Source organism: Labilibaculum manganireducens (assembly GCF_963665805.2).
In the GTDB taxonomy this organism is placed as follows: domain Bacteria; phylum Bacteroidota; class Bacteroidia; order Bacteroidales; family Marinifilaceae; genus Labilibaculum; species Labilibaculum manganireducens.
The window spans coordinates 3,077,913-3,104,537 of the sequence record NZ_CAXXEE010000003.1; the positions used below are offsets into that span (position 1 = coordinate 3,077,913).

25 protein-coding genes are annotated in these 26,625 nt (G+C 35.3%); 22 read left to right on the forward strand and 3 right to left on the reverse strand.

The window, feature by feature from the left end; genetic code table 11:
• Positions 1-27: 27 nt before the first annotated feature.
• A complete protein-coding gene (locus ACHZAX_RS11970; protein ID WP_320019281.1) occupies positions 28-747 on the reverse strand; it encodes a hypothetical protein in 720 nt (239 codons plus the stop codon).
• Positions 748-1,003: 256 nt separating this feature from the next.
• Here ACHZAX_RS11970 and ACHZAX_RS11975 point away from each other — a divergent pair, with 256 nt between their 5' ends.
• The 16 genes from ACHZAX_RS11975 to ACHZAX_RS12050 all read left to right on the forward strand — a co-directional run bounded on the left by ACHZAX_RS11975 (position 1,004) and on the right by ACHZAX_RS12050 (position 18,155).
• Positions 1,004-2,305, forward strand: coding sequence for a carboxypeptidase-like regulatory domain-containing protein (locus ACHZAX_RS11975; RefSeq protein WP_320019282.1), 1,302 nt, complete (start codon positions 1,004-1,006; stop codon positions 2,303-2,305).
• A 260-nt stretch (positions 2,306-2,565) separates the two neighbouring features.
• Positions 2,566-3,120 carry an RNA polymerase sigma-70 factor gene (locus ACHZAX_RS11980; protein WP_101307967.1) on the forward strand — a complete coding sequence of 185 codons (555 nt, stop codon included), beginning with the start codon at positions 2,566-2,568 and terminating at the stop codon, positions 3,118-3,120.
• 5 nt (positions 3,121-3,125) lie between these two features.
• Positions 3,126-4,148: a FecR family protein gene (locus tag ACHZAX_RS11985; protein ID WP_101307968.1), complete on the forward strand. Its 1,023-nt coding sequence runs from the start codon at positions 3,126-3,128 to the stop codon at positions 4,146-4,148.
• 12 nt (positions 4,149-4,160) lie between these two features.
• Positions 4,161-5,744 carry a carboxypeptidase-like regulatory domain-containing protein gene (locus ACHZAX_RS11990; protein ID WP_320019283.1) on the forward strand — a complete coding sequence of 528 codons (1,584 nt, stop codon included), beginning with the start codon at positions 4,161-4,163 and terminating at the stop codon, positions 5,742-5,744.
• 14 nt (positions 5,745-5,758) lie between these two features.
• Entirely contained in the window at positions 5,759-6,169 is a 411-nt protein-coding gene (locus ACHZAX_RS11995) for a DUF5655 domain-containing protein (protein ID WP_320019284.1), read from the forward strand.
• Positions 6,170-6,271: 102 nt separating this feature from the next.
• Positions 6,272-7,276: a lysylphosphatidylglycerol synthase transmembrane domain-containing protein gene (locus tag ACHZAX_RS12000; RefSeq protein ID WP_320019285.1), complete on the forward strand. Its 1,005-nt coding sequence runs from the start codon at positions 6,272-6,274 to the stop codon at positions 7,274-7,276.
• Positions 7,277-7,370: 94 nt separating this feature from the next.
• Positions 7,371-8,651, forward strand: a complete 1,281-nt coding sequence (locus ACHZAX_RS12005; protein ID WP_101307972.1) for a DEAD/DEAH box helicase — start codon at positions 7,371-7,373, stop codon at positions 8,649-8,651.
• Between the two features lie 155 nt (positions 8,652-8,806).
• Positions 8,807-9,976, forward strand: a complete 1,170-nt coding sequence (locus ACHZAX_RS12010) for a DUF819 family protein (RefSeq protein ID WP_320019286.1) — start codon at positions 8,807-8,809, stop codon at positions 9,974-9,976.
• A gap of 739 nt (positions 9,977-10,715) precedes the next feature.
• Positions 10,716-11,291: an RNA polymerase sigma-70 factor gene (locus ACHZAX_RS12015; RefSeq protein WP_320019287.1), complete on the forward strand. Its 576-nt coding sequence runs from the start codon at positions 10,716-10,718 to the stop codon at positions 11,289-11,291.
• Between the two features lie 64 nt (positions 11,292-11,355).
• Positions 11,356-12,333 carry a FecR family protein gene (locus tag ACHZAX_RS12020; RefSeq protein WP_101307975.1) on the forward strand — a complete coding sequence of 326 codons (978 nt, stop codon included), beginning with the start codon at positions 11,356-11,358 and terminating at the stop codon, positions 12,331-12,333.
• Positions 12,334-12,350: 17 nt separating this feature from the next.
• Positions 12,351-12,884, forward strand: a complete 534-nt coding sequence (locus ACHZAX_RS12025; RefSeq protein ID WP_101307976.1) for a DUF3575 domain-containing protein — start codon at positions 12,351-12,353, stop codon at positions 12,882-12,884.
• A gap of 117 nt (positions 12,885-13,001) precedes the next feature.
• The gene (locus ACHZAX_RS12030; protein WP_320019288.1) at positions 13,002-13,457 is read left to right on the forward strand and encodes a hypothetical protein; all 456 of its coding nucleotides are present in this window, start codon (positions 13,002-13,004) and stop codon (positions 13,455-13,457) included.
• 137 nt (positions 13,458-13,594) lie between these two features.
• Positions 13,595-16,186, forward strand: coding sequence for a TonB-dependent receptor (locus ACHZAX_RS12035; RefSeq protein ID WP_320019289.1), 2,592 nt, complete (start codon positions 13,595-13,597; stop codon positions 16,184-16,186).
• A gap of 11 nt (positions 16,187-16,197) precedes the next feature.
• The gene (locus ACHZAX_RS12040) at positions 16,198-17,073 is read left to right on the forward strand and encodes a DUF4249 domain-containing protein (RefSeq protein ID WP_320019290.1); all 876 of its coding nucleotides are present in this window, start codon (positions 16,198-16,200) and stop codon (positions 17,071-17,073) included.
• A 96-nt stretch (positions 17,074-17,169) separates the two neighbouring features.
• Entirely contained in the window at positions 17,170-17,679 is a 510-nt protein-coding gene (locus ACHZAX_RS12045; protein WP_320019291.1) for a hypothetical protein, read from the forward strand.
• Positions 17,625-18,155 (forward strand): N-acetylmuramoyl-L-alanine amidase family protein, encoded by a 531-nt coding sequence (locus ACHZAX_RS12050; protein ID WP_320019292.1) that lies wholly within the window; start codon positions 17,625-17,627, stop codon positions 18,153-18,155. The genes ACHZAX_RS12045 and ACHZAX_RS12050 overlap by 55 nt, the downstream gene beginning before the upstream one ends.
• Before the next feature lie 124 nt (positions 18,156-18,279).
• Here the strand turns inward: ACHZAX_RS12050 and ACHZAX_RS12055 are convergent, their stop codons facing one another.
• Positions 18,280-18,753, reverse strand: a complete 474-nt coding sequence (locus tag ACHZAX_RS12055) for an aminoacyl-tRNA deacylase (RefSeq protein WP_101307981.1) — start codon at positions 18,751-18,753, stop codon at positions 18,280-18,282.
• Between the two features lie 331 nt (positions 18,754-19,084).
• Between ACHZAX_RS12055 and ACHZAX_RS12060 the strand changes: the two genes are divergently transcribed.
• The 5 genes from ACHZAX_RS12060 to ACHZAX_RS12080 all read left to right on the forward strand — a co-directional run bounded on the left by ACHZAX_RS12060 (position 19,085) and on the right by ACHZAX_RS12080 (position 23,839).
• Positions 19,085-19,483, forward strand: coding sequence for a BlaI/MecI/CopY family transcriptional regulator (locus ACHZAX_RS12060; RefSeq protein WP_101307982.1), 399 nt, complete (start codon positions 19,085-19,087; stop codon positions 19,481-19,483).
• On the forward strand, positions 19,467-22,136 hold the full coding sequence (locus ACHZAX_RS12065; protein ID WP_320019293.1) for a M56 family metallopeptidase: 2,670 nt from the start codon (positions 19,467-19,469) through the stop codon (positions 22,134-22,136). Before ACHZAX_RS12060 ends, ACHZAX_RS12065 begins: the two co-directional genes overlap by 17 nt.
• A gap of 230 nt (positions 22,137-22,366) precedes the next feature.
• Positions 22,367-22,789, forward strand: a complete 423-nt coding sequence (locus ACHZAX_RS12070; RefSeq protein ID WP_101307984.1) for a hypothetical protein — start codon at positions 22,367-22,369, stop codon at positions 22,787-22,789.
• A gap of 100 nt (positions 22,790-22,889) precedes the next feature.
• On the forward strand, positions 22,890-23,282 hold the full coding sequence (locus tag ACHZAX_RS12075) for a DUF302 domain-containing protein (protein ID WP_320019294.1): 393 nt from the start codon (positions 22,890-22,892) through the stop codon (positions 23,280-23,282).
• 53 nt (positions 23,283-23,335) lie between these two features.
• Positions 23,336-23,839 (forward strand): hypothetical protein, encoded by a 504-nt coding sequence (locus ACHZAX_RS12080; RefSeq protein ID WP_101307986.1) that lies wholly within the window; start codon positions 23,336-23,338, stop codon positions 23,837-23,839.
• A 2-nt stretch (positions 23,840-23,841) separates the two neighbouring features.
• Here the strand turns inward: ACHZAX_RS12080 and ACHZAX_RS12085 are convergent, their stop codons facing one another.
• Complete coding sequence (locus tag ACHZAX_RS12085; protein WP_320019295.1) at positions 23,842-24,483, reverse strand: protein-L-isoaspartate(D-aspartate) O-methyltransferase; 642 nt, start codon at positions 24,481-24,483, stop codon at positions 23,842-23,844.
• Between the two features lie 232 nt (positions 24,484-24,715).
• Between ACHZAX_RS12085 and ACHZAX_RS12090 the strand changes: the two genes are divergently transcribed.
• A complete protein-coding gene (locus ACHZAX_RS12090) occupies positions 24,716-26,236 on the forward strand; it encodes a M28 family metallopeptidase (RefSeq protein WP_320019296.1) in 1,521 nt (506 codons plus the stop codon).
• Positions 26,237-26,625 lie beyond the last annotated feature (389 nt).

A 26,625-nucleotide genomic window follows, 5' to 3' on the forward strand; every position in this document is an offset into this window, starting at 1 on the left:
CTTTCTTATAATGTAAATATTGAAATTTTAGTTTCTTATACTTTCAGGAGAAATACCTGCTAATTCACAAGCCTCCTCAAAATGCAGATCGTCTAACGCTTTGTAAAGAACAGCAAAAGCTGAGTGTATCCAAACTATCGAGACCAATACTCCTGCAAACAGACAAATAAGTCCTAAAATAATGACTAGGAATGATAATATTCCCATTCCAAAAATTGTCCAAAAGTAGCCTTTACTCAAATAAAAGCTAAGCTTAACAGCCTGTATTGGATCTACCTTTTTATCCATTATTAAAAAGGGAACAAAAATCAACTTGCAAACCAAATAAATTCCAGGAATAATAAGAAACAGGAAGCCTACTCCGACTATTCCAATCACCAATAAATGACTTAAAATTACAAATAGAAACTTCTTGAACCCATTCAAAATTTCTTCAAACTGAGGTTCCGTTTTTCGTGATGCTTTCAAAAACATCCAATCTACACCATAACTAAACGGAGTAACAACCAGTAGGTAATAGATAAATCCGAGAAATTTGAACGATGCCAAACCGATCTTAAATGAATCGCTGTCATCCCATCCCATTTGATTAAATCCCATGGGCATATCAATAACTCCGGAAACAATGATTGCAAGTAATAAGATTAAAAAGTGTTTTTTCAGAACACTCCACCCTTCTTCAAAACAGCCCCCTACAGTCGGGAATACTTTTAAAATAAGATTCTCTTTACAATAATCTACTCTCATAAACCAAGCCTGCTAATATTGATTAAATTATATTCTTCACATTCATCTATAAATAATAACCCTTGCCAGAGAGAAATTATTTATGCCATTTTAGATAAATATAGAACATATAAGGCTTGTAAAAAAACACGAACAAAAAAAAATAAAAAAAATGATAGGGTATTTTATACATAAAGCATCATAGTAGTAGAAGCAAGAAAATACACGATCGGTTTTCTCCTAATTTTAAAATTATTATCACATAAAATAAATCGCCATGAAAACAAAAATTAGATTTTATTTCGCAATCATTCTTTCTGCCTTTTTGTTTTTCTCTTTCAGCAATGCAATGGCAGCGGAGGGAAATAATGTTAAGAAAGAAAAAACTAAAGTACAACAGGTTATTGACACCTTAAAATACGATGTATACAAAGGGAAAGTTCAGGATTCCAAAACAAATGAACCTCTTATGTTTGCAACAATTGCTGTTAAAGGTGTTAATGTTGCTACAGTATCGAACAGCGATGGTGAATTTCTATTGAAAATTGCTAAAGACCTTCCTGTTAGCAAAATTGAAATCACCTATATCGGATACAAAAATCTCGAAGTTTCTATTTCTTCATTAAAGGATAAGAAAAATATATTAAAGCTGGAATCAGTTACTATTCCTTTGGACCAAATTAACATTTACCCATTAGATCCTCTGTTTTTAGTAAAAAGTATTTTGGCTAAAATCGGTCAGAATTACCCTAAAGACCCAAATATGATGAAGGGTTTTTACCGCGAGACAATTAAGAAAAACAGAACCTACGTTGCCATTTCTGAAGCTATTGTAAACATTCACAAAGCGGGATACAGACAATTAAAAGATGATCAGGTACAAATTTACAAAGGACGCAAAAGTCAGGATGTAAAGAAAATGGATACATTATTGTTCAAATTACAGGGCGGACCGAACACATCATTGCTTTTAGATGTTGTGAAAAACCCTTACAATCTGCTTTCCGATGATTTTATCGAAAACTATAATTTTTCAATCAAATCAATTACTAAAATTAATGACAAGATTCATTACGTAATTGAGTTTAAACAAAAAGAAAATATAGATATTCCGTTGTATTACGGATTACTTTACATCGAATCAACAAATTTGGCTCTGTCAAGTGCAAAATTTAGCTTGAACCTAAGCAATGAAGAGGAAGCCAGTCGAATGTTTATTAAACGCAAACCTGCAGGAGTAAAAGTAACTCCTACCTCAGCCGATTACTTAGTTAACTATACTGAAAAAGATGGCAAATGGTATTTCAATTATGCCAGAGGTGAGATCAATTTTAAATGCAACTGGAAACGTAAATTATTCAACACCAACTATAGCGCAATGACTGAAATTGCGATTACCGACCGTGACGAACAGAATATTGTTCGCTTTAGAGGAGATGATAAATTTAGAGCAAATCAAATAATGGCTGAGGAAGTAAACAACTTTGCGGATGCTAATTTCTGGGGAGAATACAATACAATTGAGCCAGACCAATCCATCGAGTCGGCAATTCGGAAATTGAAAAGAAAAGCCAGATAATGAAATTTTGAATTCAAAATATACTTGAGTTAGTTATCCTGCAACCTTTAGCAACTGAATTCAAAACAAGAAAAAGAACCGTTCACTCATGCTTGGGGAAACATGAGAATATTCAGAACGGTTCTTTTCATCCATAAAAATAAATCGGTTATGGATAAAGAAATATCAACAATAATATTGCAGATCTTTCCTCTAATGATTGAAAAATCCTAACTTAGAAAGTATTACAAGCTTTTTAAAATACGGGAAGAGATACGAAAATGCCGGAAGATACAGATACTATACTTAAACACATACAAAAAGGTAATTTACAAGAGTTTGAAAAATTATTCAGAGCATATTACCCTTTACTATGTCATTACGCGCTGCGTTTTGTGAAAGACACAAATCAGGCTGAAGAAATTGTTCAGGAATTGTTTTGTCAGTTATGGGAAAACAGAAAAGATTTAAAAATACACACCTCACTAAAAGCATACCTTTACAAAGCAACTTATTTTAATAGCTTGCAGGTTTTGCGTAAAAGAGGCGTTAAAACACAGTATGAAAAATACATTAAAAATAACAAGCCGGAAAGCTCATTACCAATAGATTCGGTTGAAGAAAAAGAAATTTACAACATTGTTCAAAAAACTCTTTCAAACTTACCCGATCGTTGCAGTAAAATATTTAAAATGAGTAGGTTTGAAGGCTTAAAATATCAGGAAATTGCCGATAAGTTATCTATTTCGGTTAAAACTGTTGAAGCAAATATGGGAAAGGCATTAAAAGCCTTCCGAAAAAATTTAAAAGATTACGTTGGAATTATTGTGCTATAAACAAAATGAAAGAAAATACATCACATAAAATTGAGTGGGAAATCATTTCAAAATACCTTAGTGGAGAGATGAGTGCAGAGGAAAAATTGGCATTTGAAAAGTTGATTGATTCCAATCCTGAGTATGCAGAAATTGTTTCTGCATCCGATAAAGATTTGGGTCTAATTCAAGAGGTTAACGAAATTCAACAACAATTTAATGTTGACGCAGCCTGGTTGGAAGTAAAATCCAATTTAAGCGATCTTAAAAAGGCAAATACCGCCAAGGTTATTCCTTTATTTTCGCTCCAAAACACAAAAAAACTCATACAGATTGCTGCCATGCTAATTATTGCCATTGGCCTTGGACTTGCATCATATCATATTTACAATGACAAACTTGCTCCTTATCAAAGTATTTCATCGGAATTGAATGAAAGTGGTAAATCCATTACATTGGCTGATGGTTCTATTGTAACACTTAATGGCAAATCGGAATTGGTTTACGAAAGATTATTTGCAGGAAAAGAAAGAAGGGTAAAATTAACCGGGGAAGCTTTTTTCTCAATTGCTAAAAATCCTGCCAAACCATTCATCATTTCAGTGGGCAATGCTGAAATTAAAGTTTTGGGCACCTCATTCAACGTGAATGCTTCCAATAAGCATGTTGAAGTTTTGGTTGAATCGGGTAAGGTTCAATTCTCACTTGCAAAAGAACCTGATAATAAAATTATTCTGGAAAAGGGCGATTTTGGCGTTTTACAGGAAGATTTTCTGGAAAAAAGAACACAAAACGATGAAAACTATCTTTCCTGGAAAACTCAGTTGATGGTTTTTAAAGCGATGAGTTTACAGGATGTAGCTAAGGTTATTAACCGAACCTATCAGGTTAATATTCAATTTAACGACACAGCAATTCAAAATTTACCGATCACCACATCATTCAATAAAACACCTCTTAATGACGTTCTGGAAAACTTATGCCGGCCACATAACCTGACATATGAGAAGAGTGGTTCTCAAATTACGATAAAAAAAGAGCTGAAATAATTTATTTCTAAAATGAAAAGAAGAAAAATATATCAGAATTTAGTGCAAAGCATCCTTTTAAATGCTCTGCTTGTACTTGTGATATGTTTCTCTCAAAAAGTCAACGCACAGAGTTCGCTCTTACAAAACAAGATTTCAGTTGATCTTTCAGAACTAAGCATTAATGATGCCTTGGATTCTATTGCGGCAAAAAACAACTGCTATTTTACCTACAATTCTGATTTATTTACAAATAAAAAGAAACTTAGTCTTAAAGCTGATGAAGTTGAATTTGAAATTTTACTGAGGAAAATAGTGCAGGATACCAGCCTTACGTTTCAAGTGGTAAACAGGCATATTATTATTGTTCCCGCGAAATACAAAACAGATAAACCTCTTACTTCAAGTATGATTCCTTACATTTCGTACCGAAACATTAATGGTAAAGTAACGAATCAATCAGCTAAAATATCTCTGCCATACGCCAGTATTGGTATTAGAGGCAAACATATTGGCACAATTAGTAATCTAGATGGGGAATTTGCCCTTACTCTTTCATCGGAAAATAGTAAAGACACACTGGTTGTTTCCTATGTTGGATTTAAAAATTTCGAAATCCCTGTTTCCGATATCTCAAATACCAAACTTCAAATTAAACTAAAAGAGGATTTTATTTCGCTTCAGGAAGTGGTGATTCGAAACAACGATCCAAAATCAATAATAAAGGCTGCTGTCAATAGAATAGAAATCAATTATCCGCAAAACGCCACCAATCTAACCTCTTTCTACAGGGAATCTGTACTCAAAAACAACAAGTATATGATTTACCTCGAATCTGTTTTGGATATTTACAAATATCCTTATTCGGAGAACGAACTAACTGATAAGGTGAAAATATTTAAGAGCCGCAAAATTTATGACGTATCCCGACTGGATACCATATCTTTTCGATTAAAAGGAGGCATTCAAGGATGTTTACTATTGGATATTGTCCAAAATCAACCCGAATTTTTGAATCCTGAATTTATGGATCTATACACCTATCGTTTATCCGATATCAGCACATTCGACAACAAACCTGTTTATATTATTGATTTTAAGCCGAAAGAAAATATCACCACACCTCTGCTGGAAGGTAAACTAATAATTGAAACCCGAAGTCTGGCAATTATTGGTGCAGATTTTGGCTATAATCAAAGTAGGCTGCCCGAATTAACCAATCGGTTTATTAGCAAGGCAAATGCTAAAACCAAAGTTAGACCAGCGCTAATTCAATATTCCGTAAACTACCGAAATATTGATGGTAAGTATTATTTAAATCACACTTTAGGAAATTTAAAATTTAAGGTGAAAAATAAAAAAAAGTTGTTTTCACAGACCTTCTCCACAACTTTCGAAATGGCAACTACAAAATTAGACACCATCAATGTTAGAAAATTTAAACATCACGAAATAATTGCTCCAACAACAATTCTTTCCACTGAAAACCTAAGCTACGATAACAAATTCTGGGGCAACCAGACATTTATTAAGCCCGAAGACAATATTAAAGAAGCCATTAAAAGAATCAGCAGCAGCATGCAGCAGGTTGCAATGGATACGAGTAAAACGGAATAGAATTTAAAGTATCCATGACTTACATTTGTCCTAACTGCAAAAGAAAATTATCGGGGCCAAATCAATATCACTCGTGCTTTATTACCGATAAAGAAACTCATTTGCAGAAAATGAATGTTGATATATCGGAACTGTTTGAAACTCTTCTATCCTATCTGGCTACTTTTGAGAATCTTGAAATTATTTATTTAAAGACCTGTGTTCAATGTAAGATAGGTGCAACTTTTTTATCCATATACACAAAAAGAAATCATCTGATATTGGAGTTTCAACTGCAACGGGAAGAAGATCAATTTCCAATTTACCTGTGCAAACGAATATCTAAAAACCGGGTACTGCACCGCATTGCCGTTGGCGGATTATCCGAGTTTGATCAACAACTAAAAAACTGGCTGAAGGAAGCTTATCAAACCATCAGGAAATAACCGCATCATGTTATAATACTTCCTATGGAAACAAAATATTCTAAAAGTCTTCCTATTTTTGTATTTCTTTACAAAAAATTAATAAATCAGTAACTTCATTAAATGGGAAGTCGAATAAAAAAAATAATACAAAATTCAATTGGAATACTAATTGGTTCTGTATTCCTGTTTCTCACTTTGCGTGAAAAACCAATGGCTCCGGTATGGGAAAGCTTAGCAAATTCTGACTATTTTTTTATACTGCTTAGCTTCGTATGTTTATTCATCATTTTTTACCTGCGGGCCTTGCGTTGGAAGCTGCTTATTGAAGAATCCGGAGAAAAACCAAAATCGGATAAAGTACTAACCTCGGTACTGCTAGGCTACTTCGTGAATAGTTTTACTCCAAAATTCGGAGAAATAATTCGCTGCACATCTCTGCAAAAAACAACTAAAGTTCCGGTTTCAGTATCAATGGGAAGCGTTATGGCCGAACGGGCTTACGATTTACTGATTTTGGGTCTTGGTGTGTTTGCTGTATTTTGGATTGAACTGGATCGTTTACAGGGAATTATGGACTCTACTATTGGTGGAATTTCTCATATTTACGGCTACCGCTATTTGTATGTAATTCCAATTGCCATACTTGTTCTTTTTATCCTTTTCTTAGTTAGCTTACGCAGAATAAAAAAATCAGAACGGCGTCCGGTAAAAAAGATCGTTGAATTCTTACAAAGTATGTTTCTATCGCTTAAGCAAGGCTTGCTTCTTAAAAAAAGATTCCAATTTATTGTATTAACATTACTAATCTGGACAATGCTCGTTGTCTTAAATTACATCTATCTGCTTTGTTTGCCTGAAACATCAGGATACTCATTCAGTTTTGCCATTGTGATTCTGTTTATTGGCGGAATCGGCTGGGCTTTACCTAGTCCGGGAGGAATTGGAACAACTCATTTTCTGCTCCTTCAATTGTTCCTTGCCTTTCAGTTGGATCCAAATGCGGGAATCAGCTTTGGAATTCTTTCCAATGGTTTAACTTTTATTGGTACCATTGTAATTGGTGGTTACGGCTATTTCAGATATTGGACAGAAACAAAAACTTTGGAAAAAGCGGCAAAAGCATAAATGATATTCCCTTTTAGCAACAAGCATCCTAGGAATTCAACAAAACCATATTTTACACCTATCTTTGCACGATAAAATCATCTGAATACAAAAAATGAAATTTAGTCAATATAGTTTTTCCCCCGATATTAAAAGAAATTTAGAAAGTTTAGGTTTTAACAGACCTACCGACATTCAATTTAAAGCCATTCCTCCAATTGTACGGGGAGAAGATGTGCTTGCCATTGCACAAACCGGAACAGGAAAAACAGCAGCATTTGCGATTCCTATTATTGATAAACTGCACAAAGCTAAGAATAACAAAAGCAGCAACGGCATTAAATGTGTTGTAATGGTGCCTACCCGCGAGCTGGCCATTCAAATTACCGAAGTTTTTCAAAAAATTGGAAAGCATACCAAAGTAACAAGCTTTTGTGTATTCGGCGGTGTTGAACAAGCTCCTCAGATTGCAAGTTTACAAGGTGGAATCGACGTATTAATAACCACGCCCGGCAGAATGTTCGATTTAACCAGTCAGGGATTTATTCAGCTTGATAAAGTAGAAACCCTGGTTTTGGATGAAGCCGATCATATGTTGGATTTAGGTTTTATAAAAGACATTCAGGATTTGATTCGTTTTCTTCCAAAGAATCGTCAAACCTTGTTTTTTTCGGCGACAATCACGCCTAAAATAAAAAAACTGGCTTATTCGCTGGTTCGAAGTGCAATCCGCATTCAAATTTCGCCTAAAGATCCTGTATCCAAGAACGTAGAGCATGGAGTTGCCTTTGTGAAAATGGATGATAAACGTTTCTTCCTGGAACGTATGATTAAGGAACATCAGGAAAGTAAAATATTGGTTTTTGTAAGAACCAAAGTAAGAGCGGAACGCGTTCACAAAGCCATGGAACGTGTAGGAATAGAAACACAAACCATTCATGGAGACCGCGAACAGGATGATCGTTTAATAGCCTTAAATGCTTTTAAAACAGGAAAGGTAAAAATCTTGATCGCAACAGATGTTAGTGCCCGTGGTATCGACATTCCCAATGTTGATTATGTGGTAAACTACGACATGCCGGATGTTGCCGAAAATTACGTTCACCGTGTGGGCAGAACCGGACGTGGTGTTCAAAAAGGTTTGGCCATTTCTTTCTGCGACCCAACGGATGAAAAAAAATTATTAGCTGAAATTGAAGAGTTTACCGGCACCGAAATTCAGGTAATGGACATATCGAAAGGAGAATACACTGCAACGATCGATTTTTCTGAAGATTACTCGAAAAGTTTGAAAGAGCTAATGGACGAAGCAGAAGATTTTCTGCAAAATCCGAAAAAGAAAAGTGTAAAAAAGAAAACTCCTGCGAAAAAGGCAGCGAAAAAGAAAAAAAAGTAAGCAATACAAAATAAATAAAACCTCAAAACCAAAATGGATTTGAGGTTCTTTTTTTAAGGATAACTCTATACCTGCCGACAATAAATAGGCCTGATTCTTTGCATTTCGGCAAAAATCGAAATATATTCGTTCCTCTTAATCTAAATCAATCAACTATGCAATCACTAATATCTCCCGAAAGCAATTTAACCTTGTTTTTCGTGATAGCCGGAGCTGCGGCTTTTGGTCTCTATTCCGAACACAAAAAATGGTTTGGCAAACTATCCGGAATTTTAGTTACCATGATATCCATGTCGTTGCTTGCAATGGCTGGCGTGGTACCGGTAGCATCCAACCCAACCATTAAAGTAGATGTATACGATATGGTATTCTCCTATTTTATCCCCATTTCTATTCCCATGCTGCTGTTCAGTTCCAACATCCTTAAAATTGTGAAAGAGAGCGGAAAGTTATTGGTGGCCTATATTTTAGGTGCCATTGGAATTGTACTGGGATGCTTTATTGCATTTTGGCTGATTGATTTAGGTGCAGATTCAGGAAACACAGCTGGTGTAATTGCCGCCACACTTATTGGAGGAAGTGTAAATTTTATTGCTGCTGCCGAAATCTTAAATTTCAGCACCAATCCATTATTTACGGCAACCATAGCTGTTGATAATTTTGTATCGAATTTATATACACTATTTCTGTTCCTTACTCCTTCTCTCCTGTTCTTATCCCGCTTTTTTGTAAAACCAAAGAAAGAAAACGAAGAGGAATCTGCCACATCATCCGACAAAGCACAATTCCCAATGAGTTTGGAGCGGGTAGCCGTTTCGGTATTTATTGCAGCCTTAATTGCCGGATTGGGAAACCTTCTGTCTCCCTATCTTCAAGACTTAATGCATACCAAATTAAACCTTAGCATATTGGTGATTACAGTTTTAGCAGTGCTTGCCGCTAACCTGTTCCCAAAGAGACTAAAACCATTGGAAGACACAGCCTTTTCGCTTGGTTTGTGGATGATGTACATCTTTTTGGCGGTAATTGGTGCTGCCACCAACATGACACAAATATTTAGCATTGGCCCTGCTGTATTGGGATTTTACCTAACCATTATGCTCTTCCATTTCCTGTTTATGCTCGCCGTGGCCAAACTATTCAAACTGGATGTTTACGAGGTGGTAATTTCATCGGCGGCAAACATTATGGGGCCATCAGTTGCTGCTCCAATGGCAGCATCTATGGGACAAAAGAAGCTGGTGACACCCGGAATTCTGGTTGGTATTTTGGGTTACATCATCGGTACCTTTATTGGTGTTTCCATTGCCTTGTATTTAAGCTAGATCGAATCAAAAAAATAAACAAAATGGCTTTGCACAATTGCAAAGCCATTTTTATTGATTAAATACAAGCACAAAACCAGCACCGAAGCCCTCCAGTTTCGGTGTTTTTATATCTCGCTCACAGCAGAATATATCCGAGCAAAGAATTACTTCCAGTTCACTTCCTTTTATTGTTCCAAATTGCACATGGAATCTACTTCACACTAAAGCGAAGAGAACATTTTGATATCCAAAGTCCTTCCGCTTCTTGCGGATGGTGCTCTAAGCTGCGTGCTAATACCTTCGCAGTAATGCAAACAAGGTTAATGATAAGAATAATACCTTAACATTGATGTGAAACAAGTGTTTTGATGAGAAAAAGACCTTCGCATTAAAGCGAAAGGAGTTTTACGTAGGAAAAATAGCCTTCGCATTGATGCAGAAGGAGTTTAAGAAGGAAAAAACAGGCTTCTCTCGCGGACGAAGGACATTCTGAAATAAAAATAAAGCCTTCGCTCCTAACAAGTTCCTATTTCATGTTGGGGAAACCTCTCTAATTTATTAAAAACTGAAGTCCCCACTATCAGTGAGGCTTTCAGTAAAAAACAAAAGCGAAAGCACCATGTCTATTCAAAGTAAAACAAACTTTTTTCATTTTATGATACGTGTCCACCCCTATTTAATTGTCTATTGTTTAGAAAGAGGTTAAATTCCCCTTCTAAAAAAAGTATTGCATGCACAAATCAGTCTAGTAGTAAAAATGGAACACGCGCTAAAAACCCAACAGTTCGAAAACCTGACGGAAACAAGAATAGAACAACTTTTTAAAGAACATTATTCTGTTTTAACGGCTTATGCCAATAAATTCCTGTCCGATTTAGATGATTCAAGGGAAATTGTTCAGGATGTTTTTGTTCATCTGTTCGATAATCGGGAATCTGTAAAAATTCACACTTCAGCCAAGGCACATTTGTTTACTTCGGTCCGAAATGCCTGCCTAAATACCATCAAACAAAGAAAAAACCATGCCACTCATCATGAGAACATCAAATATTTAAATTCTGGTTTTAGCTTGGAAGCTGATAAAATATTAGAACAGACAGAATTAGAATACGCCCTCTTTAAAGCAATTGATGAATTGCCTGAGCAATGTCAGCGAATTTTTAAACTGAACCGAATAGAGGGTTTCACCAATCAGGAGATTGCTGATCAGTTAGGAATTTCGAAACGCACAGTCGAAACGCAAATCTCGAAAGCTCTAAAAAGCTTACGGATAACAATTGGCCCCATGCTGGCATCACTGCTTATTGTTTACCTATTGAACGCATTGAAATAATTTTTTTTTGAATTCAAGTACGTGTGCGGTCATTCTTATTTGTCATACCATTAGAAACAGCAAAATGAAACAAAACAATCAACATATCGACGAGCAGCTTTTAAAGGCCATTTTAGAGGAAACTTCTTCTGATCAGGACAAGCAGGAATTCCAAAAGTGGATACAAGCTGATTCTGCAAACAAAGATACCTTTCTTAAAATGCAGAAAATCTGGAAATCGAGTAAAGGAATTGAAGTGTTCCAAAAAATTGATGAAGCTGCTGATTGGAAAATTATAAAAGCAAAATCAGGAAAAACAGTTCAACTGAAAAAGGTAAATCTGTTTATGCAATATGCAGCCACTGTTCTTGTTTTGCTCTCACTTAGTTTGGTTTACCTGTATCAGACAACACCAGGCTTTGGTAAATACGCAGAATACAAAAGTCTGCAGACAAAAAATCAAATTGTATTGGCTGACGGAACCGAAGTGTTTTTAAATAAGGAAAGTAAAATCGTTTATCCAAAATATTTCAATTCAAAAGTAAGAAATGTAGAGATGGAAGGAGAAGCCTACTTTCAAGTGAAGCCCGATCCAACCAAACCATTTATAATCAAATCCGGAAATGCAATTATTGAAGTGCTTGGTACCAGCTTCAATGTTAAAAATGAAATGGATGGAACAACTATTGTAAGTGTGAATTCTGGAAAAGTAAGTCTGAAAAATCAGAAAACGCAGGAAATAGTTTATCTAACCAAAGGAGAAAAAGGAATCATTCAAAAACGTAAGGTAAGCGAATCGAAGAACGAAGAATTAAATTTCAATTCATGGAAAACCAATGTTCTTACATTCAAGGACACGCCAATTGCGAAAGTTTTCAGTGATCTTGAGAATTATTACGGTGTAAAAATCACAAACAGGAGTGCTAAATTAGATACACTCACCTACACCAATTCTTTTTCGAATGCGCCTATCAACAAAGTAATTGACGAATTGGAACTTGTTTTAAAAGTTCATATTACGAAAAAGGGAAATCATCTCTCCATTACTGATGATAAAAACTAATTCTAAAATTTAAACCAATGAGAAACAGAATCGTTTTATTCGCTTTTATCATGCTTGCAGGCATAAGTATATCAAAAGCACAAAATACAGTAATTAAAGCCAATTTATTAAGTCCGTTGGTGCGCACAGGATCATTTTTTATAGAACACAAACTGAACGACAACAGCAGTATTCAATTGGGACTTTTGTACACCGGCAATACCTGGGACGACACCAAAATAAGAGGTTGGGGAATTACTCCTGAATACCGCTTTTATCTTTCAGATTCGCCGGCACCAAAAGGATTTTTCGTAGCGCCTTACGCTCGTTATCTTCATTACAATTTGGAGAATGAAGTAAATGATGAAGCCACCTTAAACGGATTGGGTGCCGGTTTAATTATTGGTCAGCAGTATATTTTTAAGAAAAGAGTAAGCTTCGAATGGTTTTTTGGACCGGGTTACACAAGCGCTGATGTTGATGCAAAATCAGGCACCGAAGAAGACTTTGATACCGGCAACTGGGATGGCTTTACGTTAAGAGCCGGACTTACCTTGGGAATTGCTTTCTAGAGCCTGAATTCAAAAAGGAGAATCAAAAAAAAAATTATATCAGAAAACGAATTTGTCTTTATGAATAATTCGATAAAAAATATAAATTAGCATATTAATAATTATTAAAATAGAAAAATGAAGAAGTTTTTATTTATTGCGATTATCGCATTAGGATTTGGATTCGAATCACATGCTCAGACAGTGCAATACAAAGTTATTACATCGGTAGAATCAATTGTTCCTATGGGAATTGGACGTTCCCGGTTAATTGAAGAGAAAGACGCTATTGATGCAGAAGCGTTTACAACAGAAAGAACCGATGGTAAAAAAAGTGATCAAGGTGATGTAAAACGTTCTGATGCAAAAGTGTCTAAATTTGCTGAAACAAAATTATTGAACTTTTATAGTATAGCCGGTATCAATTTCCAAAACATTGCTTCAAACGATGCATTAACATCATCGAAAATAAACAAGCTTAGTGCTGAAGGTTGGGAACTTGCTTTTGTAACCAGTGGTGTTGAGAGTGACAGCGGTAAAGGAGATGGAAAAGGAATTTATATTACCAGATATATTTTTAAGAAAGTAAATTAATTTTCAACAATAAATTTACGCAGCTCTCTAAATTAGAGCAATACAGAAATTTAAAAGGAAGCCTTCGGGCTTCCCTTTGTCGTTTATGATAACATATTGTAAATTTGACAAATATTCATTTTGAACCAACACTCTTCATGAGAAAATTATTAATTCTATTTTCTTGCCTTCTTTTCTCCTCATCAGTATTCGGTCAGGAGCATTTAATGTCTAAACAATTAGAGTTTCCAAACGTTGCCTATCCTCTACATGAATTATTGAACGAAATAAGTAAACAAACCGGTGCTGAATTTAGTTATACCAGCGAACTAAATACAAATCAATACATTGAACTTCCCGCCTTAACAGGAAGCCTTAAATATTTCCTGAACGAAATTATTGATGCAAAAGCATTTAAAATTATCACCCGCGAGAATAAAATCTTTTTAATTGGCATTCCTCCATCAGAACGAAAATACAGCATCAGCGGATTCATAACCGATTCCGAAACAGGCGAATCTCTTATCAACGCAAGTGTAGTTAATGTAGAAAATTACACAGGTACAATTAGCAACAACTTTGGCTTTTATAGCTTTTCACTCAATCAAAAAGTCTACAAACTACAAATCTCCTATGTTGGCTATCAGGATGCTGTCATCAGCATATTCCCCAAACAAGACACCAGTATTAACATAGCCTTAGAGCCCAAAACCATTCTTAATGAAATTAAAGTCGTTGCTGATAAAAAAGGCAATAACATCAATCATCAATTTGTAAGCAGTAATACGATAACTTCCGACAAATTCTGTAATTCAGGAATTTTAGGCGAAAATGATCTGTTTCAGAATCTAATCCAATTTCCTGGTGTTCAGTCCGCAAATGAAGGCCTTGGCGGATTTATCGTACGAAACGGTTCGCCTGCTCAGAATTTAATTCTTCTCGATGATGTTCCTGTTTACTATTCCTCTCATTTGTTCGGCTTATTTTCCGTTTTCAATCCTGATGCCATAAACCATGTAAAACTGATAAAAGGAGGTTTCCCCGCACATTACGGCGGTCGTGTTTCTTCCGTTCTCGATATTCGCATGAAAGACGGGAATTCGAAAAAACTGGGCGGCGATTTTAGTATTGGACTTTTAACGGCCAAATTTAACCTTCATGGTCCAATTAAAAAGGACAAAACAACATTCAACCTTTCGGTTCGGCGATCCTATCTCGATTTACTGCTAAAAGGCATTTTAGCACTAGCAGACAGCGATGTGACCGGCGGCTACTATTATGGCGATTTAAATTTTAAGCTCACACATAAATTCTCTCAACGCGATAAGATTTTCTTCAGTACCTATTGGGGCGGCGATTTAATTAATTTAAAAAATACGGAACAGGCAACAACCACATCAAAAGAGAAAACCGAAAATAAAGTTGGATGGGGTAATTTTACAAATTCTCTTCGCTGGAACCATATATACAGCAACCACCTTTTCGGAAATACTTCTTTGATACTAAGCAGATATACCTTTTTAGTCAAGGATAAGAAATCCGTGCAAAATGAAGGCGAAAGTTTTAAAGAAAACTACAATTATCAATTTAGATCAGGCATTCGTGATTTCACACTTAAATCGGAATTCGATTGGATTCCCGACTCGAAACATTATCTGAAATTTGGAATGGAAAGCTCACTGCATCACACCAAACCTGGCAGCGAACTGTACCGAAACAGCAATCAAAACGAACAAAACACATACAACGATCAAATTATCAGTTCAAAAGAATTAATCCTGTTTGGTGAATGTCAAATTCAGTTCGGAAAAAAATTCCTTGTAAATATGGGATCACGATGGAGTAGCTTTATTGTAGAAGGAACCTACTACTCTACCATAGAACCGAGGTTTAGTGCTCAATATTATCTGCATCCCAAATGGACTGTAACAGGAAGCTTTTCGCAGATGACTCAATACCTCCATCTGGTTACAACCAGTTCACTTAGTCTGCCAACCGATCTATGGCTGCCTGTAACAAGTAAAATTAAACCTATCGATTCCTTTCAATATACCGGAGGAACCAATTATTCTTTCTCTAAATCAATAAAGTTAACCGCTGAATATTACCACAAATTATCCCGTAATGTTTTGGAATTCAGCGATGCATATTTTTTTCAGAATGTGAGTGCCGACTGGGAAAATATAGTAGAAGCTGGAAAATCGTGGAGCAATGGTTTAGAGCTTAATCTGAGCAAAACCAATGGTAAAACTACAGGAAATATGGCGTACACATTTTCCAAATCTTTTGTGAAATATCCGGAAATAAATAGTGGCAAAACATTTGCTTCTCCTTACGACCGCCGTCACGATTTCTCAGTCTTGCTAAATCAAAAATTAAGCAAGAAAGTCGATTTTTCCGTTGCCTGGGTTTATGGAAGCGGTTTGCCTGCGACACTTTCTTCAACAAATATAAGTTCGGTTTCACCCTATTATCCCGGAAAAATTTCCTCAACGCCTATTTTTTCACACAGAAATGGGTTTAGATTACCGGATTATCATAGAATGGATTTCTCAATCAATTTTAGAAAATTCAAGAAACATGGAATAAGAACATGGAATATCAGTATTAATAACGTGTACAACAGGAAAAATGCCAACTACGTTTCCATAAGTGAAACAAAAAACGAATTTGGCACCACCAGTTACAGCTTGAAGCAAATTAGTCTGTTCGCATTTCTTCCAAGTGTAAGTTATTCCTATAAATTTTAAGAAGAGTTATTATGAAATATCAATTACTTTTTCTCAATATTTGCCTGCTGTTTTTTCATTTTTCCTGCGAGGAAGAGCTGCAGGTTCCCATTCCCGATGAAGAACCGAAATTGGTTATCAATTCGCTGCTTGGGGTGGATAGTTTACTCCGCGTTCATGTAAGTAAAAGTTCAGTTTTTCAGGAGCAGTCCAACAACACTTTTTTACCCGATGCCAACATCATCATAAAAGAAAACAATCAGCTGTTAGGGAAAATGATACATGAAAACGATGGATGGTACTCCCTAAACTCATATACAGTAAAAGCTGGTAATTCCTACCAAATTGAAGTTTCGTACCCTGATTTAGGAACGGCTGAATCTGAAACCAAAACATTACAAAAAGCTGCAATAACAAATCTTTCCTATCAGATTAAGGAAGAAAACAAACTGGAATTTACCTTTCAATTTGATGATGAAGCATTGCAGGAAAATTACTACATGATTTTGTTGAAAGCATACAATGGAACTTCTTTCTCAGATATAGATTTCTATAGCGATAACATTATTTTCAATGGCAATCTATCCGGGAATTCAATTGGAATACAGCAAAATATGCTTCGTGGAAGCCACACATTCTCCGATGAAAATATTGACGGAGAGACCAACAGCATTTCAATATACGCTTTCAATGAATTATTTAATGATTCGGAAGTAAATCAGGAATATAAATTGGAATTGTACCACATTACATCCGATTACTTCAAGTATGAACGATCATTAACCGCTTATTACAATCGTGATGACTCACCTTTTTACAAGAAGGTAAATCTTCATTCCAATGTTAGTTGCGGCTATGGAATCTTCACCTCTTATGCTATTGATTCAAAAACAATTACTATTCAATAAATCCATTAAGCTGTAATTGGTGACAAATAATTATTTTAAGAACAAGATTTACTGAAAAACTTGTATTTTTATTTTTTCACAAAAATACCCCTAAAAATGATTCGTTATATCCTTATCCTTTTTACTGTTTTTCTTTTAAGTATTGCTTCTTCATTCGCTCAGGAAAACTACGAATGGAGTACCGCGAAAAATGGTGAAGGTTTCAACTCTTTTCTGCTGCGAAACCACATATCTCCCATTAACGATTTAGAAAAATTTAAGGATTTGAATCAAGGACGGTTTACCAAAAATGGTGATTTAATTGCCGGTGAAAAATATAAGCTGCCACTTCTTTATTCAACGCATTTAGCTTCCCTATTAGGCGAAGATCATGAAAATATAAAACAGGTTGATAATTCATTGAGCGGAGCTGTTCTTTACTTAGTGGCCGGACATGGAGGTCCTGATCCGGGAGCAGTAGGCTCAATTTCGGGCCACAAAATTACAGAAGACGAATATGCATATGATATTGTACTAAGAATGGGTGAAGAATTCTGTCGCATGGTGCCAAAGTGCATTTCATCATTCAAGACCCTGATGATGGTATTAGAGATGCAGCTTACCTAAAACCCGATAAAGATGAACTTTGCTACCCTTCGCAGACAATACCCCGAAAACATACTCCACGATTAAAACAAAGAGCCGCAGCCATCAATTTATTAGCGCGAAATGAAAATAAATCGGCTTACCAACGATTAATTATCCTCCATCTTGACTCAAGAAGTAAAGGCAACAGTACTGACGTGTATTTTTATCATCATGCAGTAAGCAGTAAAGGAAAAGATTTAGCCCTTACTTTACAGCAAAAAATGAAAGATAAGTATGACGAATTTCAACCTAACCGGGGTTATGAAGGAACCGTTGGCACAAGAAGATTATACATGCTGCAAACAACAACTCCGCCTTCGGTATTTATTGAATTAGGCAATATTAATAACCGCAACGATCAAATGCGATTTATAAAAGCAGAAAACCGACAAGCCTTAGCCAGTTGGTTGTGTGAAGGAATACAAGAGAACTATCTTAAATTAAAAATGAAGTAAGAACAGAAAAAGAATCAATTATTTGTTTCATGTGTCTAGATTTGTTTTTTATTGCCACATGGAACTAATCATGCTTGTTTGTATACTGATGATAATTTACTCATGGGCGTTTAATTTTACTTAATTACGCATAACTCTTATGTGTAAACTTTAAGGTAACAGGTTCAACTAAATTATGAAAATCTTCATATGAAAGCATAAGAAGCTCTGTATGAGTTCCTGCATTAAACACGATATCATCGTCTTCAACTAAACTTTCAGCCACATAAACCTCCAAATTGTATAAATTACCAAATGGAGGCATAGCTCCCACTTCACATTGTGGAAATATATTTTTAAAATCTTGCTCATGCGCCAGCTCTACTTTTTTACACCCCAGCATTTGTTTTAATAAATCAAAGTCAATCAAATAAGATGCTGGCAGTACAGCCATACACATCCTTCCATCTACCTTAATCATTACTGTTTTTGCAAGCATTTTACCCGGAATATGGGCCGATGCTGCAATTTGCTGGGCGGTGTAGGCTGATGAATGCCGAATTGTTACATATTTAATATGTCGCTCATCTAAAAACTCTTTTAATTTACGAATAGGCATAATCTTTGGATCTAACGGTTAAAAATGTACACTCTGCAGAAAGGTCTTTATAACCTTTAATTGGCAATGCCAATTGGGTTTTGATTTCCGGTTCTTACTTCCACCCCACATATTTGAGAACAATAAGGAGTACTACTCAATTTACGAAAAAAAAAGCGGTAAGTAAAGAGATATAGCATTCTGATTAAGTATTTATAATCATTTTTCATTGCTGTTACAGGTTCTAAATTGCTGAACTACGAAAAATATCGTATTAAAATTTTGTAATACGACAAGTTTCGTATATCTTTATCTACGAAATTAATCGTATAACGGAAATCACCACAATAATATGCCACAGAAGATTAAGCCAACCGAAGCAGAATTAGAAATTTTACAAGTACTATGGACCTATGGGCCATCGAATGTCCGGTTTGTAAATGACAAATTAAAATCGGAAAGAAATGTAGGTTACACTACAACACTTAAGGTTATGCAAATAATGACTGAGAAAGGGATACTCGAACGCGATGTGAATTCAAGAACCCACATTTACAAGGCCGTTGTAGAAGAAAGAGAAACTAAAAATCAGTTAATCGATAAGTTTATATCCACTCTTTTTGGTGGATCTACTTCTGGAATGGTTCTGCAGGCTTTGGGCAATCAAAAATGCTCAACGAAGGAATTAAATGAGATAAAAAAATTAATTGATAACATCGAAAATCCGGATCAAAATGGAACTGATAAATAATTTCGATTTATACGAATTGAGTCATGCTATTGGCTGGACTTTGATTCATTCCGTATGGCAGACTACAGTAATTGGAGGTATTATTTGGTTGATATTTCGATTTATCTCAAAAGACAATGCAAGAATTCGATATGCTTTGTCGGGCTTAGGACTCCTACTAATTTGTGTTGCATCAGCAATTACATTCTGCCGGTACATACCATCAAATACCAGTACCACTTTAGATGATTTCACGGCTCTACTGGGAACTTCAGACATCATTCCGCAAGAAGAATCATTCTTTACCAAACAGTGGACACAAATCCAAATTCAATTGGAAAGCTCATTTCTCTATCTGGTTCAAATCTGGATGATTGGAATGCTCTTTCTCTCTATTAATCTTATTTTAAAATACATTCATACCTTAAAACTGAAAAAACACTTAACCTATCCTTTGCGATCTAACTATAAGTCGATTGCTGATAGATTAGTAAAAAAATACAATCTCAAACAAAACATTTTATTTAAGGAGTCGGGTCTGCTCGACATTCCTTCTGTAATTGGGTATTTTAAACCAATTGTTCTAATTCCGGTTTCCATGCTAAGTGGAATTCCCGAAAATCAATTGGAAATTATCATAGCACATGAATTGGCACATATTCGCAGACACGATTATCTGCTGCAATTCATTCAAGGAATTATTGAATTGATATTCTTTTATCATCCTGTAGTTTGGTGGCTATCTTCTGTGGTAAATGCCGAAAGAGAGCACATTTGTGACGATCTGGCGGTTAAGGTTTGTGGTGAATCCTTAACTCTTATTAAAGCATTAAATAATATGGAAGCAATCAGAAAAAAACAGTATGAATTGGTTTTAGGTTTTTCCGGTAAAAAGGGAAAAGTATTGAATCGGATTAAACGTATTCTTAGACCTAAAGCCTCAACCAATCCAAGAAGAGAACGATTTATGCTTAGCGGTGTATTTACGCTTCTATTTGCCGGCTTGTTCTTAATCTCGAATTTTGCAATTTCAGGGAATACAGATTATCAAAAAGCATTTTTTTCGAAGATCAACATTCTGGACAAAACTACAAATCAATCTGATAAGTCAATTCAGAATGAAGAACTTCCGCTTGATCTAATCAATGCAAAATCCGATCAGAAAAAGAAAAAAGAGGTAAAAAAACAAACGGAAATAGCTGCAACTGAGATTGAGCCTGAAGAAGTAACTGAGGTAGAAGAAATGGAACTATCGGAAATGCCTCCGATGCCTGTTATGACAACTATGCCTACACTACCTCCAATTGTAGAAATGCCTTTTAATTCTTTTGATGCTCCTGAATTTAGTTTCCCAAAAGATTCTGTAAAATCAGACAGATGGGTAAAAATGAAGGCCGATAAGATCATAAAAGAGCAGTTGGAAGCAATGAAGTCAGCAGAAAGAGAAATGAAGGACATGAAAGTTGACCTTGATGTTGACCAAATGCGCAAAGAGCTTCAGGAAGGATTAAAAGATCTTGATTTTAATACCGTTGAATTCCAAAATGAAATGAAACAACAGCAAATTGAAATCGACAGGCAATTAAAAGAATTATCCGATGGAAATTTCATCAGGGAACAAGAATTACAAAAAAAGGAACTTGAAAATCGCTTGAAAGAAATTGAAGAAAACTCCGAACTAAATAGAAAGGAAAAAGAACAACTTAAATCAGAGCTTAAAGAAACAGTTGAACGAATGAATTCGAAGGAGTTTCAAGATCAACTTAAAAAACAGCTTACAGACGCTAAAGAATCTTTGCAGGAACATAAGGCAAAAATCGAGTCGGGAGAATTTGAGAACAGATTGAAAGAACAACGTGAAAATATTCAGCAACAACTAAAAAAAATTGAGTCTCCTGAGTTTCAGGAAAAAATGAATCAACAAATTAAAGAAAGTAAGACGAGAATTCAGGAAGATATTAAGAGAGTTAATTCTGATGAATATCGCAAAGAATTGGAAGAGACTATAAGAAGATCACCTAAAGCCAGAAGAGGTTTAATTATAGACCACGCCAGAATCAGTGATCCAGATGAACAACCGCTTATTATTTTAGATGGGAAAGAAATCACTCGTTCTCAAATGGATCAAATTTCACCAAACGAAATTGCTTCAATAAGTGTTCTAAAAGATGATTCGACAATTAAATTGTATGGCAAGGAAGCAAAAAATGGTGTAATTCTAATCACCAGTAAATCAAATGATCCAAAAAACGCTTCTGCGGTCAAGCTTAATTCTGGAAATACTGAGAATCCTCCATTATATATTCTTGATGGAAACAAAATTTCTTCAGAAGCAGCCACAAGAGTTCATCCCAATGATATTGAAAGCATTAACGTATTAAAAGACAAAGAAGCTGTAAAAAAATATGGAGAAAGTGCTAAAAACGGGGCTATTGAAATCGCCAGCAAATCACCCGATTCAAAAAACAAACCTGTTATAAAAATTAAGGGAGCATCAATCAGCAATCCTATTTACATTGTTGATGGGAAAAAGGTATCAGCAAAAAAAGCAAATAAAATAAACCCTGATGATATTGAAAGCATTAATGTGCTGAAAGGTGAGAATGCCATTGAAAAATATGGTGAAAAAGCTAAAAATGGTGTTGTGATAATTACAAGTAAAGTGAAAAGCTAATAATAAGACGAATAATTAGAAAACAAGTATAAAAGACTGCATTTCATAAATGTGGTCTTTTGCCTTTAACACGATAGAGTTTTATAAACAGCCACTTGCAGACAAAATATCAAATTCGTATATTAACTGAAAACCATGTAATTATAAATACTCAGCCGATGCTTTTTTTACTTGTTATATTCATTTCATATGTTTTGGTGTGGGTCACCTCCCAATTCAGCAAATACCTCATGAAATTTTCCAAAAATGATCGTTTGCGTTTTGCTTATGGAATCGGCTTCATTACTGTTGGGGCAATGCACATACTTGTTCCGCATCTTTTTGAACATATATTCGCAGCCATTTCCAACTCAACTTACGAAATAATTAATATTTTAGGATTTGTCCTGATTATTTGTGGTGTTAGTCTTTTAATCAGAAGAGTTCATAAAGAAGCAGCGATACTTCTTATTGTATTGATGATTATTTTCATCCCTCTAAGTATAATTATGCTTACCCGTTATGTTCCGGGTCCATTGGGCATAGAATATGAGCCGGTATTGGGATATTTAAGGATTCTCGCTTTCTCGCTCTTAATATGGTTTTTAATTAAAGCGTGTGAACTCTCGCCAAGAAGAAAATACAACAAAACAAAATACGACCAGAATATCTAGTTGTCGTTTTTATTTTTTACTGTTCACGCATTTTTTCATAACTTGATTGTTGCCTAAAAATAATATAGTACTATTAATTTATACCTAAACAAATAAAACGATGAGCTATTTTATCCGTTTAAGTACGCATTTTAAATTTGACGATGCCATTGACCGTGTGACCAGAGCTCTTCAAACCGAAGGGTTCGGCATATTAACTGACATTGATGTAAAAGCTACTTTAAAAGAAAAACTGGATGTCAATTTCAAAAAATACAGGATTCTAGGTGCCTGTAACCCATCTTTTGCCTACAAAGCTTTTCAGGTAGAAGATCAAATCGGTATAATGATGCCTTGTAATGTAACTGTTATTGAACAAGATAATGGTCATGTTGATATTTCAATTATGGATCCAACAACTGCTTTTAATGTAATTGAAAATGAAGCATTACAACCTTTTGCACAAGAACTAAAAAGCAGACTGGAACGCTGTTTAACTTATCTTGAAGAATAAACTCCAAATAAATTTTTGACTTTATTATTTGTTTCACTTTCAAAAATTGCCTCATGAAACGCTTGGTTTTTCTCATTTTTATTCTTTCGCATTTAACCTCCTTTTCGCAAAATGCAAATACAAAAAATACTATTTCTACGCATCGTTTATTCGATTTTTGGGTGGGAGAATGGGATGTGTTCACCAATGACGAACTTGTAGGTCACAACACCATTAGTCTGCAGCAAAATGGCAACCTGCTTCAGGAAAACTGGGTATCGGAAAAAGAAAGTTTTACAGGTACAAGCTATAGTTTTTACAATGAGAAAATTGATAAATGGCAGCAAATTTGGATTGATAAAAATGGAAACAATCTATTATTAAAAGGAAATTTTGAAAATGGAAAAATGGTATTGACAAGCGGTACCGACTCCAACATGGGAGAAGATCAATCTCTTCATCGAATTAGCTGGATATTATTGCCAAACGGCGATGTAAAGCAGATTTGGGAATCGACCATTGACGAAGGTAAAATTTGGAGTATTCAGTTTGAAGGGGTTTATAAAAAGAAGAAATAAACTTAATAAAATTTCCCTTTTTCATCAACCATGGGAACAAATCGAACTGGTAAATCAATCTGTTTGCTTACTTTCCCATTTTCTTTTTTTAGAAGAACCAACTTCTTCACATTCTTCTTACCCACAGGAATTACCAATCGGCCTCCTTCTGCCAGTTGAGCAATTAAAGCTTCGGGAATTGCTGCAGGTGAACAAGTCACAATAATTCCATCGAATGGAGCTTTATCAGCCAAGCCCTGATAACCATCTCCATAAAAAGTCTTTACATTTTCATATTTTAAAGAATCCAGAATGAAAGAAGCTCTTTTCTGCAAAGATTCAACAATTTCAATGGAATAAACTTCAGAACAGATCTCTCCCAATATAGCCGCCTGATACCCGGAGCCTGTGCCAATTTCCAAAACCCGGCTTTTCGAACTCAATTCGAGCAGTTGAGTCATATACGCAACAATATACGGTTGTGAAATGGTTTGTCCTTCCCCAATAGGCAAAGGACGATCCTGATACGCAAAACGCCTTAAGCCTGCCGGAACAAATAAATGCCTTTCCACTTTTTCCATCGCGCCGATAACAAGAGCATTATTCACACCTCTTTTAATTATTTGTTCGATGACCATGTTTTCCCGAAGTTTCTCAAATTCCATCTTTTGCCGATTAGCAATTTCACTATATCTTCCTAGTGAAACAATCAATAGTATAACAAGGCTGAAGGTTTTCATGATTCAAATTCCTTATTTAGTTTAAGTTACGATATTAGATCTAAAAATGAGAAATAAAAATGCCTTGCTTAAAAAGTAAATAAATAAAAGCCAAATGCGAATCGGAAAACAAATTTTAGTAATTTAATTTCCCTATTTCATTATTAAAGTATTTCCCATGCGATCAATCATCATTATCCTTTTCCTATCAGTAAGTAATTTATTTCATTTAAGTGCACAAGACAGTATCGCCTTGTACTATTCAAAATCGCTATCGACCAATAAAATACAAAACGATATTGTAACACTATCCTCTGATAGTATGGAAGGAAGAGACACTGGTAGTAAAGGACAAAAGCTTGCCGCCCAATACATTTGTCAGCAATTCATAAATGCAGGTGTAAACAATCCTAAAGGAAACCAAGACCGTTCGGGATACTTTCAGAATTTCGCGATCTACAAAAAGGAGCAGGCTGATGCTGAAATTCAGACTATAAATAAGGTATTTATAAATTACGAAGACATTCTTATATCAGGATTCACCAATTATTCAAATAACAGCATGGATCTTGTTTTTTTGGGAACTGCTCCTGACACGAGTTATATAAACAAAGATTATTCTAACAAGGCTGTTCTCTTTCTGAGCACAAACCTGTATGCTGCGGCCATAAAATCGAATGATATTGCAGAGGCTTCCAAAGCCAGGTTGGTGCTGTTTTGCAATCCCAATAAGAACAGCCAATACAAAGAACTACTTGAAAAAAGAAAAACAATATCCCCAAAAGGAATGATTTTAAAATCGGAGATGAATAACAATTTTAACCCTTTTGATTCTATAAGTTCTGCTGCATCCTTTACCAAATATAAAAACAGAATGCACACTTATCAGGGTGCCATCTCAAATTTGGCAGCCTGTGCGCTTCTTCAGATAAAACCAAAAAGATTAAAACAGATTCTTGAGACAAATAAAATGAATAAAACAGAACAGAAAATCTGTAAATTCACCTTTAATTTTGACTTGAAATACAAGGAAGTAAGTACTGAAAATGTGTTCGCTTTTTTACCGGGGACCAATAAAAAGGAAGAAGTTTTAGTTATTTCTGCCCATTACGACCACATTGGAAAAAAAGATGGTGAAATATTTAATGGAGCGAATGATAATGCATCAGGAACTGCAGCAATTATAGAAATTGCACGAAAATTTCAGGAAGCCAGCGATGAGGGACATAAAATAAAACGCAGCATCCTTTTTACTGCATTTACCGGAGAAGAAAAAGGTTTGTGCGGATCGAAATATTTTGCAGACAACCCTCCGTTTCCCCTATCGAATATCGTTGGAAATTTAAATTTGGATATGCTGGGCCGACACGACGAATTTAATGATACCACAGATTATATTTACCTTTTGGGAACCAATCATCTCGAACCCAAATTAAAAGTTATATCCGATAGTATCAATCAGATCAGTACAAAATTGCGTCTTGATTACAAATACGATATGCCCGATAATTTTCTGTATCAGGCCTCGGATCAAGCATCCTTTGTGAAGCATGGCATTCCCGCTGTTTTTTATTTTAATGGCTTACATGACGACTACCACAAAGCAAGCGACACCGCCGACAAGATTGATTTTCGGGCCATAAAACGAGTATCTGAACTTGTATTTTTAACCGCCTGGGAACTGGCAAATGAAAAATAGCCCAAATAATGAAATGTCATGAAGATTTGCCCATGAGCCCGCAAAACGGTTAGTGAAGCCATGGAGGTTTACCCATAAGTCCAAAAAGGATTTATTTGAGCTTGGAGGTTTACCCATGAGCCCGCAAAACAGTTTGTGAAGCCTTGGAGGTTTACCCATGACTCCAAACTGTATTTGTTCGAGGCCTGGAGGTTTACCCATGGCTCCACCAACATAAAACGCCTTAGTACATAAAAATTCATTAACTCTCATAAAAGACAATGAGATTTTTTATAATAGAATATCCGGGGCTATATGCCTGATAGTAGTACTGGTAATAAATCGGAACGGGAGTTTAATGAAATCGGAACACTTGTAAATTGATTATTTAATTTTAAACAAGACAGAAC